The organism is Syntrophorhabdaceae bacterium (assembly GCA_035541755.1).
Classification (GTDB): Bacteria; Desulfobacterota; Syntrophorhabdia; order Syntrophorhabdales; family Syntrophorhabdaceae; genus PNOF01.
On record DATKMQ010000111.1, the window covers coordinates 1 to 10,336 of the forward strand.

The 10,336-nt window shown below is 50.5% G+C and carries 9 protein-coding genes and 1 tRNA gene; 7 read left to right on the forward strand and 3 right to left on the reverse strand.

The annotated features are described in order from the left end of the window. Positions 1-66 precede the first annotated feature (66 nt). Complete coding sequence (locus VMT62_11610; protein ID HVN97069.1) at positions 67-630, reverse strand: flavin reductase family protein; 564 nt, start codon at positions 628-630, stop codon at positions 67-69. Positions 631-892: 262 nt separating this feature from the next. Here VMT62_11610 and VMT62_11615 point away from each other — a divergent pair, with 262 nt between their 5' ends. The 7 genes from VMT62_11615 (at position 893) to VMT62_11645 (ending at position 7,317) form a co-directional block, all read left to right on the forward strand. After that, positions 893-1,771 carry a ParB/RepB/Spo0J family partition protein gene (locus VMT62_11615; protein HVN97070.1) on the forward strand — a complete coding sequence of 293 codons (879 nt, stop codon included), beginning with the start codon at positions 893-895 and terminating at the stop codon, positions 1,769-1,771. Further along, a complete protein-coding gene (locus tag VMT62_11620; protein HVN97071.1) occupies positions 1,743-2,690 on the forward strand; it encodes a hypothetical protein in 948 nt (315 codons plus the stop codon). The genes VMT62_11615 and VMT62_11620 overlap by 29 nt, the downstream gene beginning before the upstream one ends. Next, on the forward strand, positions 2,687-3,475 hold the full coding sequence (locus tag VMT62_11625; GenBank protein ID HVN97072.1) for an SDR family NAD(P)-dependent oxidoreductase: 789 nt from the start codon (positions 2,687-2,689) through the stop codon (positions 3,473-3,475). The genes VMT62_11620 and VMT62_11625 overlap by 4 nt, the downstream gene beginning before the upstream one ends. Further along, complete coding sequence (locus VMT62_11630) at positions 3,475-4,134, forward strand: DUF4013 domain-containing protein (GenBank protein ID HVN97073.1); 660 nt, start codon at positions 3,475-3,477, stop codon at positions 4,132-4,134. Before VMT62_11625 ends, VMT62_11630 begins: the two co-directional genes overlap by 1 nt. A 286-nt stretch (positions 4,135-4,420) precedes the next feature. Then, a complete protein-coding gene (locus VMT62_11635; protein HVN97074.1) occupies positions 4,421-5,737 on the forward strand; it encodes a divalent metal cation transporter in 1,317 nt (438 codons plus the stop codon). Positions 5,738-5,747: 10 nt separating this feature from the next. After that, a complete protein-coding gene (locus VMT62_11640) occupies positions 5,748-7,028 on the forward strand; it encodes a CBS domain-containing protein (GenBank protein HVN97075.1) in 1,281 nt (426 codons plus the stop codon). Between the two features lie 213 nt (positions 7,029-7,241). After that, positions 7,242-7,317, forward strand: a tRNA-His gene (locus tag VMT62_11645). Positions 7,318-7,322: 5 nt separating this feature from the next. On the opposite strand, the gene VMT62_11650 is transcribed toward VMT62_11645, so the two are convergent. Together VMT62_11650 and VMT62_11655 are read right to left on the reverse strand one after the other, a co-directional pair. Further along, positions 7,323-8,507: a tyrosine-type recombinase/integrase gene (locus tag VMT62_11650; GenBank protein HVN97076.1), complete on the reverse strand. Its 1,185-nt coding sequence runs from the start codon at positions 8,505-8,507 to the stop codon at positions 7,323-7,325. Positions 8,508-8,788: 281 nt separating this feature from the next. Beyond that, positions 8,789-10,336 (reverse strand): hypothetical protein (locus VMT62_11655; protein HVN97077.1); only part of this gene is annotated, 1,548 nt, incomplete at its 5' end.

The window sequence follows — 10,336 nt, forward strand, 5'->3', positions numbered from 1 at the left end:
TCTGATGCGTATATTCTACACACAAATGCAAGCGACTCAGCTTGAATAAATGACTATTGCGTCTCACTATTTTTTCCCCATAGAGAAGGCCTTGCCCACTACCCTGCCGAGGGCGTAATAGTTTCTGATCGTAGGGGCGAAGGCTACCGGCTTTATCTTTCCGATATCGGGCAAACCATCCTCCGTCACCATGGCTTCGTCGACCTTTACATCTGCTATCTCGCCAATAAACTGGGTATGAAGCCCAATTTCTACGGTATGAAGAAGCCTGCACTCGAGCACCAGGGGAAATTCTTCAATACAGGGGGCATCCACGAATTCCGCCCTGACAGGCGTGAGTCCGCTCGCAATCAGTTTATCGGTCTTTTTGCCGGAGACTATACCGAAGTAATCGGCTTCCTCTACGTGAGCTTCGTCGGCTACATGGACGGTAAAAGCTTTTCTTTGAACAATATTCCCGTATGTGTAGGTGGCCTTCCTCAGAGAGATGGCAACACAGGGCGGCTCCGAGCAGCAGATACCTCCCCAGGCCACAGTCATGGCATTAGCCCTGCCTGACGGGTCATAGGTACCTACAACAAGCACCGGCGTGGGAAACAACATGGTCTTCGCGCCTATGGATTTCTTCATGCGACAACCTCCTTGCAACCGCTACACATCCGCATCAATCTTGTCCCGTGCGGATGCGCCAAGATTAGACCTCAACATTGACACAAGATCAATACTTTTATACAATGGAACACATTCCAATGGCTGATAGTGCCGCGACAAACCGTAGCCCCAAGACCAATCGCATCATGCGCCGGGAAGTTTCTCTTTTGCGCGCCGTGACGTGTAGCCTATTCTCTCGGGCCCCGCAATGATTACCCGGATACCTCTTCGACAGATCAATATGCGCGACATAAGGTTCTGTCTCTCCTATCCGCTTCATGACGAGAAGCTTTTAGCATCCATCGGAAAGCTCGGTATTATAGAACCGATCATACTGCTTGAGCCCGCTCCGTTCACCGTGGTCACTGGATTTAAAAGGCTTGTAGCCGCTAAAAGACTGGGGCTCAAAGAGGTCCCTGCCGTAACACAGGCCTTGAGCGAGAAACAGGCTCTTTTACTCGCCGTTCACGACAACATGCATCGAGGTTTAAATATCGTGGAGAAGGCCCACACCATAGAAAGGATGGTAACGCAGGGTTTCTCTCGAGACGAGTTTGATACGGTCATGGGGCTCTTTTCTTTAAGTCCGCACGAGAAGGTCTCTACACAGCTTATTTCCATAGCCTCATCAGAGAACTTTTTGAAAGACTTTATCATCGGACAGGGACTTTCTTTGAAGAACATCGAGTATCTTCTCCGCTTGAGCAAGGATGAGAGGAAGGGCATCATAAAGGCCTTTACATCCATGCGCACGACCGAAAGTTACATCCGGGAGATCCTTGAAATGCTCCTCCTCATGAAGATTAAGACCGGCAGGTTCCCGTACAGGACTGTGGGCCGCGCCGAGAGTGCGGGCGAACTCAGACTCAAGCTCAAAAAGCGTCTTTATCCCGGCCTTCTGTCTCTTGAGAAAAAACTCGAAAAAGAGAAGGCTGCCCTGGGCCTGCCACCGGCCATAGACATAAAGGTAGACCCTTTCTTTGAAAAAGAGTATATTGATATAACAATACGGGTAAAGAGCGGGCAGGAAGCAGAAGGGTTACTGCAAAAACTCAACGAGGTTCTAAAGAAAGGACATATAGGAAATATCCTTGAGCTTACCAAAGGTAGAATTCGTTGAAGCAATGGGCAGCGTGGTGAGGGACTGTCCTGGTACCAAACACCACATCTGCTGCGGATACAAGACTATCGACCTTATCGAGGGGTGTCCTCTCTCGTGCTCGTACTGTATCATGCAGGCCTATCTGAATGCGCCTCATATCAAGGCCACAGAAGACGTCTCTCACATACTCGATCAGGTCGATCAAGCGATCGATCAGGAGCCGCGCCACATCGTAAGGTTCGGAACGGGAGAGCTCTCCGACAGCCTGGCCCTTGATAGAAGACTTGACCTGAACAGGCATCTCGTCGATTATTTCGGGCGCAAGAGAAAGGCCCTTCTCGAATTGAAATCCAAATGGGCATCGATCGACCATCTCGCATCCTCCCTTAATCCTTATACTGTTATCTCCTTCTCCGTATCGCCTGAGCGGCTCATTCAAGCAGAGGAGAAAAGAACAAGCCCCCTGCATAAACGATTGAAGGCGGCGAAGATGACCCAGGATCTGGGCTCATTCGTGGGCATTCACCTGGACCCCGTGGTGATTTATGACGGCTTCGAAAAGGATTACCGCTACCTCATCGATGATATTGGAAGGATACTTAATCCGGAAAAGATCATCTGGATCAGCCTCGGCCTTTTGAGGTTTCCGCCAAAGCTGTATGACCATTTCCTCGAGAAAGAAAGGAAGAACCTCCTCTATGGCGAGTTCATCCGGGGCGAGGACGGTAAATACCGTTACATCAAGAATGAGCGGATCAGGGTCTACCGGTCGCTCTATAAGCAGCTCAAGGCCTTACACAACAACCTCTTCATATACCTCTGCATGGAACGCTCGGATGTATGGCGCGAGGTGACAGGCATTGACGTTCACGATAATGAGGCCCTGATAACCCTCTTCGACCGGAGGATAAGGGACTTGTACGGAGGCGGCCTATGAAATTTCAGGATCAGGTTGTATTCATTACAGGAGGCGCAAAAGGACTCGGCCGGGAGATGGCCAGGGCCTTTCTCGCTCACGGCGCATCCGTGGCCGTCAACGGACGTGGCGGCGATGCCGTGGCTCAATTCGAGCAGGAATTCGGGAAACAGAAGATTCTCGCTTTCAGGTCTGATATCACTGACGCTCACGAAATGGAAAAGACCGTGGCGACTGTGACCGATGCCTGGGGAAAAATCGACATCCTTATCAATAACGCCGGCATTGTCAATCCGCTTGCACCTACGGAAACCATGAAAAAAGAGGATTTCGATCGCGTAATAGACGTAAACCTGAAAGGGACATTCTACGTGACCCAGGCGTTCGGGAAGAAGATGATCGAGCAGAAATCGGGGCGTATCATCAACATCGCATCGCAGGTGGCCCTGTTCGGTGAAAAAGGTTTTCTCCCTTACGCAATCAGTAAATCGGCCCTTATAGTCATGACACGCGAGCTCGCTTATGAATGGTCGCCCTATGGCATTACGATCTGTACGCTCGCCCCGGGGTTTATCAAGGGCGGGATGAATCAGGGCCTTATCAAGAAAGAGGCTTTCGTGAACTATCTTTCAGGCAGAACGCCCGTCGGCAGGATGGGCGAGGTGAATGAAGTGGTCTCTACAATACTTTTTCTCGCCTCCGATGAGGCCCGCTACATCAATGGCGAAACCATCATCATGGACGGGGGCATGACGGGCTATACCAGGGAAACGCTCCTCGATTTCATAGCCGGAGGAAGACGGTAATGGATATGGTCCCCTTCGTTCAGTTGACGCTCAATTCGCGGTATATCGCCCGCTGGATATTTGCGGGGCTCATCCTTTATATTCCCGTGCTCAACTTTCTATCACTCGGATTTCTTTCCAGGACTTCCCGCCTTGTGATCGTCGGGAGCGGCATCGGGCTTCCCACATGGCAGGAGAAATATGAAATCTGGATAGAGGGGGTGAAACTCCTCTTCATCTTTATCCTCTATAATGCGATACCATTTTTTATGTTCTCAAGTGGGTTCTTTCTCACCACGTTGAATTCCTTTACGGCCTTCTTTGGGCATATCTTTAAGATACTCTCCTTTGTTGCCCTGATTGTCTGCTCCTTTCTCGTACCTTTTGCCTTTGTCACATTCGCGGAGCATATGGATTTCAGAAGGGCCTTCGAATTCGAAACCATTTTCGCAGGGATCAAACAGGTTTTCTTTGAATACTTGATCGGTTACGGGATAGCTCTCTGCGGGCTCTATGTCTGCGTTTGGATCATGCGCATTCCTTACCTCGGCTTTATCTGTTCTTCCATTATCAGTTATTACATCCTGCTCGTCTCGGCTTATTATTTTACAGAGCTCTATAAGAAAACGAGGCTTTCTGCCGTGCAAGCTCCGACCGAAACTGAGCTCGCCAAAGAGTAATCGAATCCGCCATTTTTCGCTTGACAGGATTCCCTCATAGGCTTAGAATCATTTCGTAAATTTTTCTAAAAAAGAGGTGAATAAGCGGTATGGAAGAAGACCCTGGCGGTCATTTGCGGTTTGAGCTGAACAGGGAGTTACGCCCGCTCCAGGATATCAGGCCCCGTTAACCCTGCCTTTTTTGGCCTCCCTCCTGACGGACATCAGTCCCTGTTGAGGGTCAGGCCCCGTAAGCGTTTCAAAAAAAATTAGCAGCATTTTTTTCGAATCTGTAGAGGAATAGATCATGTACTGGATCAGCAAGAGTATCCATATTCTGGGCCGGTTCCGCACGCGGCTTTTTCTTTTCCTGGTCATCCTTGGACCCGGTCTTATCACCATGATAGCGGACAACGATGCCGGGGGTATCTCAACCTACGCCGTGACCGGCGCAAAATATGGATTCAACCTCCTCTGGATCTTCTTCATTCTGGTGCCCATGGCTTATTACATCCAGGAGATGACGGTAAGGTTGGGCGCTGTGACAAAACGCGGCCACGCTGAGGCGATCTTCGACGGCTTCGGGTCATTCTGGGGATGGTTTTCCATCGTGGATTTGGCCATCGTCAACTGGCTCACGCTTGTGACGGAATATATCGGTATGACCGCGGCCATGACGATCTTCGGCATACCGCCGATTGTAACCTTCATCGTCGTGACGCTTATTCTCATGAGTATTGTGGTCACGGGACGTTATTGGACTTTCGAGAAGCTGACACTTTTGTTCTGTGGATTCAACTTCGTTTATATTCCTGCCGCCTTCTGGGCCATGAAGACGGGAAACGCGCCGGGCTGGGGCGCTGCGTTCAAGGGTTTTTATCTTCCTACCCTGCCGGGCGGTTTCACTACGGACCTTCTTTTCATCATCATGGCCAACATCGGCACCACGATCACCCCCTGGCAGATCTTTTTCCAACAGAGTGCCGTGGTCGATAAGGGGCTCGACATCAAGGATGTGAAATACGGCAAGATCGATACCTTTGTGGGCTCCTTTTTGACCTGCCTCGTTGCCGCCTTCATCATTATCACCACAGCCGCCGCATTCTTCTACCACAATCCGCCGATCCTGGTCGAAGACGCGAGACAGACCGCGGACGCCATCGTACCACTCTTGCCCCTTGGCAAGGGGGCATGGGCACGGGCGCTTTTCGCCATCGGTCTGTTCGACGCGGGATTCTTAGGGGCGCTCTGTATATCCCTCTCCACGTCGTGGGCCGTGGGGGAAGTCTTTGGATGGGCACACTCCCTCAACAAGGGCGTCAAGGATGCCCCCTGGTTTTATGTGATCTATCTTCTCTGCCTCGGTACGGCAGGTTCGGTGGTACTTATTCCCGGTGCCCCTCTTATTACGATTACTATGTTTGTCCAGGTGGTGGCCGTTACCCTGTTACCGGTAGCGCTTATCTTTCTTCTTTTGCTTTTGAACGATGAACCGTTGATGGGCGCACACAAGAACACGCCCTGGCAGAACGTGGCCAATGTGAGCATCACCCTTTTTGTGATTATCATGTCGACCCTGTTCGGTATTTCTGTTCTCTTCCCGGGACTCTTCGGGCAGGGATAGGAGGATCTCAATGAATACGCAACAGCCTGCGGGCAGCAAGACAAACGGTACTTCACAGGACTTCGAGTTCCTCTGGTTCTCGCGGCTGCTTAATCGCCCAGTCTGCGCCGGTCACATAAAGAACCGGCTGGGAAAGCTCACCGACCTCGTCTTTCAACTTTCTGAACCACATCCCTATGCCGTGGGCATATACCTCGAGCACGGATGGGGAAAACCCACGGAATTTATCCCCTGGGATAAGGTCATCAAGATAGACCGGGACGCGATCTTCGTTAAACCGCCGGAGAGCGGCCCCTCCTATCCGCCGTTCGTAGACCAGCAGGGCTGGATATTGGTGGCTCAACACCTTATGGGCCGCACGATCCTCGATACGGACGGGAGAACCGTTGAGGTGGTCAACGACGTGCACCTGCTCTTTTCCAAGGGGCGCATGATCATCGTGCACGTGGACTCCTCGTTCAACGGATTTTTGAGAAAGTGGGGGCTGGGAGGCATTCGCTGGATCAAGGACCGGCTCATCTCATGGCGGTATGTACAGCCCTTCTCCGTTGAAGATGCCGTCACCACCGACACTGTCTCCCTTTCCGTGGAAAAAGATCAGGCAATGGATCTTCCCGGCGAAGACCTGGCCGACGTGCTGGAGGTGCTCTCAGGCGAACAACAGGAGGCCTTTTTTTCTGCCCTGGATTCGGAGAAAGCCGCCGAAACACTGACGCACGCGGAACCAAGGGCTAAGCGACAGCTTATCGCAGCCCTGAGAAAGGAACGGGCCTATACAATCCTGTCTGAGCTTTCCATTCCGCAAATGGCCGAGCTTTTTTCAGTGCTGCCTCTCGAGGAAAGAGAGAAGCTCTCGGGACTCCTCCCGCCGGATAAGGTGGAACGGATCACCAAGATACTCTCCGAACGCGAGATCACGGCGAGGGAGCTCATGTCTCAGGAATATGTGACCCTCCCCAAGGAGACGACCGTTGCCCAGGCCCTCTCATATATCAAGCAACACCGCCCCGAGTATCAGGCGATCTCCTACCTCTATGTGGTTTCCGAATTAAATACCCTTGCAGGCGTTGTGGACTTAAGGGAGCTCGTGCTCGCCGACGATACGAACCGGCTTGAAGATATCATGGCCACCTCCGTGGTCGGGGCCGAGGAAGACGACACGAGCGAAGATCTTGTCGAGTTGTTCAATAAGTATCATTACCGGGCCATTCCGGTGGTCGATGCCGAGGATCATCTCCTCGGTGTCATCCACCATAACGATGTGAAACATGACCTTCTCACACGAACCTGAAGCGAGGTAGAATATGCCACGAGTCAAAATAACGAAGCCTGCACGGGCCGCCCTCTTCTTTCTCAAATTCTATATCTTCTTTCTCTTTCTCCTCGTCGTTATCAAGTTCGTGAAGAGCATATGGTGAAATCCTCCGGCAGTGTTACGGGACATTATCAATCACCTGCAATCATTGACTTGCGGCCCTGATTGTGCTAATACATTACCCTCACGGTGGGTGTAGCTCAACGGTTAGAGCATCAGGCTGTGGTCCTGAGGGCTGAGGGTTCGAGACCCTTCACCCACCCCAGCTAACTAATTAATTTTATTGGATTTGGTTGCTGAAATACTCGCTTCTATTTCGCTTCTATTTTCGCTTTCATTAAGCCGTCTAACTTTTCTGGAATTCACCAAGTCAAGGAGTCTTTTTATCTTCACATGGGTGTACTTTTCTGTCATTCTGATATCGCTATGTCCGACAAGTTCTTGGACCATTCTTATATCGGCCCCGTTTTCAAGCAGCTGACTGCAAAATGAATGCCTTGTTGCCTCATAAAGAGAAATACCATCGAGCCCAGAGTGTTTCCTCCATATTTTATCAAGGCTGTTCGTAGTGTAATAGCGGCAAATGATGGGATTGATGAACAGAAATTGTTTTGGGTGTTTGTCCTTCATATTCTTTTGTGTGATTTCGAGAGCCCGAACCGACAAGGGAAGAGATCGCTTCCTCTTCTGCTTTGTTGTCGTTCTCAGCTGAGTACCAGAGAATGTCCCCTCTATCTTTGCGATCCCGCCGTTGATATGTTCAACGCGTAACGCACAGGCTTCTCCGGGTCTTAGTCCTGTCTCCATCAGGAACTCAATAATATCTCTATGCCGTTCGGGGATCCTCCTCAACGCCTGTTCCTGTATATCAACATCAATGGACTTTTGGATAACGCTATCATCCCCTTTTATCTTCGGGAAAATGGGTATTTCTTTGATTAGACCTCTTTCCTTCAGCCACAGAAAGAACCCATGTAGGGTTACCATTATATTCTTCCTGGTTTTAATGCTCACGTTTTCGAGAGTGTCCCTAAAGTTTGATAGAGCTTCGAGTGAGATCGCCCTGACATCTTGTCCATGGAAGAAGGGGTAGTAGTTATTCACATATCCATTGTACTGTCTCGTAGTGCCTGGGGATAATTCGTTGAGATCTGCCTGTTTCATCTTCTCTTGCAACCACCGTTCAATCTGCGTTTCAAAACGCCGTTCCTTCATCTTTTCGTCGGTGTAATTTATGGGATTGAATATTCCCTTTCTAATATCGCCGCTTATGTCGATCAGTTTCGCTTGAGCTGTTTCGTACGTCAGTATGAATCCTCGATCGTCCCGTCGGTACTCGTAGTGCTTACCGTGCCAGTAAATCTGGACAATGCACTTGGCATTTCCCTTAGTCGTACATTTGCACACCCCATCCATCTTCTTGCGGCATTTGTTACAGATAATGATCCCCTTCATGATGACACCCCCGGATTTTAATTGATCCTGGGTTAGCATATGAAAGTTGGTATCAGGAGTCAAGCAGATCACTTTGTCCACGCATACTCATAGTCGAAATCGGTGTTACTCGTGTTACCTGAAACATCATCCTCGTCACATCCTTTATTGTCACGGTACTGGCCGGTAACACCGTGGGTGTTTTGGTCTCCATCAGGGTGTTACGCGGGTTACCACAACTCGGTTTCCGCCGCGGGTCCGCCGCTCCTGCGTGGAGTAACCCAACGTCTTTTTGTGTGTCTTTATTCCTGCTCGACATCATCAGCTGGCTCCGGATTAAACTCCAAGGGAACATTGCCTTTTCTTTTTAACTTGAGCACCCTCATAGGAGTGCCGTTGATCTTGACGACGTGGGTGTGTTTCCCGTCCTTTGTTCTTTCAATACTGTGCTGCTTCTCCAGGGCCGAATAGATGGGGTTAATGCGCTCGAAATGGAAGCGTCTTCCTTCGGATTTCAGATAGGAAGTCACAACATGCCAGATAGCCGTCGGTAAAAGAAGGTAATGAGTTTCGTCATAGTATCCGATAAAATCATCGGGGGGTTTGCCAGCTCTCGGACTTCTACGCCCACTGTACCGGTCCCTCATGTGGGCTTTTCCTCCGATGAGCATGGAATCGATGATGCCAAAGAAGAGTTTAACCGGATCATCCTCATCGATCCTTTCGGATTGACGGCATGCAACCTTAACAAATATATCTTTTGCGAGTTCGAGGGCAATTCCTGCATCGTTCTCGTCAATCGCTCCTTTTTCTTTGGCCCAGGACAGAAGTAATTCGAAGCTAAACTGTAGGTACGCTGCCTGCTCGTTGATCTTCTTATGGGCATTGCTTTGGACGGTGTTCTCTCTCATCTTCAGGAACCATTCAGGGAACGAAGTCCGTATGTGATCCATATGATCTTTTATCCAGAGGATGTATGACGACATAGCATGGGGCAGAAGGCGGGAATTCCTCTGCACGTCATTTAACTGCTTCTGATCGATATCCCCTTCGTTGAATTCCACGACCATTAATCGGGCGAGCGTGGACTGGAGTTGGACGAGTTCTTCTCCGGTGATGATGAGCATACCGCGCGGCGCGTACTTGCCTTTCTCGGTCGTGTCGGGATTGAGCCTTTCCCGCCCGGTCCTGTTGCTTGAGGCCCGTATGAGCCTTTGCGCGATGGCCTCCTTCGCCGTGGCTTCCTTCTGCTGTGTTGAAGGGTGATAATCGTCGAGAATGTAAAGGGTGTCTTTTAAAATAAACGTTCGTTTCTCGATCTGGTTGGCAGAGCTCGAGAAGTTCGAGAGGCCGCTGATAGAGAAATCCCCGAAGTGAGAGAGTAATAGGGTTGCAATCGTGGATTTGAACGATCCGGTTTCCCCATAGAAGTACGCGGAGAAGTTGGGCGTGGGGGTAAGGATACTCGTCAGAGGAGCGAGGAAGGTGTACGCATATGCCGGGTAGGTGATCTCGTGCTTCCCGACATGAAGAAAGGAGAGACTTGCTTGGATTGCCTCCACCTCGTTCTCGGGAGCCTGAGGCAAGCAGTACCGGTTCATCTCAAGAAACTCACCGGGCAGCTCTACCGCAATGTCTTTCCCTCCGATGGCACCGTTGGCACAGAGGTAGCACCACTCGCCGTTTACCTTGCGCCAGCCCGTATGGGTATAGAGCGTTTTTTTCGCACAGCCCTCAAGCTCCGAGTATTTCTGTATGGCATAGCGAAGGTGGTCCTTGATATTTTGCCCGGGTTCAATGATCGCGTCATTGCCCCAGTGGTTTACCACCCAGTTGAGGGCTGCAAACTG

What these genes read in the sequence shown, in the direction of transcription:
- VMT62_11630 (HVN97073.1), top strand. Translation starts at nt 3,475, where the DNA reads ATGGATATGGTCCCCTTCGTTCAGTTGACGCTCAATTCGCGGTATATC.
- VMT62_11640 (HVN97075.1), top strand. Translation starts at nt 5,748, where the DNA reads ATGAATACGCAACAGCCTGCGGGCAGCAAGACAAACGGTACTTCACAG.
- VMT62_11650 (HVN97076.1), bottom strand. Translation starts at nt 8,507, where the DNA reads ATGAAGGGGATCATTATCTGTAACAAATGCCGCAAGAAGATGGATGGG.
- VMT62_11635 (HVN97074.1), top strand. Translation starts at nt 4,421, where the DNA reads ATGTACTGGATCAGCAAGAGTATCCATATTCTGGGCCGGTTCCGCACG.
- VMT62_11625 (HVN97072.1), top strand. Translation starts at nt 2,687, where the DNA reads ATGAAATTTCAGGATCAGGTTGTATTCATTACAGGAGGCGCAAAAGGA.
- VMT62_11610 (HVN97069.1), bottom strand. Translation starts at nt 630, where the DNA reads ATGAAGAAATCCATAGGCGCGAAGACCATGTTGTTTCCCACGCCGGTG.
- VMT62_11615 (HVN97070.1), top strand. Translation starts at nt 893, where the DNA reads ATGCGCGACATAAGGTTCTGTCTCTCCTATCCGCTTCATGACGAGAAG.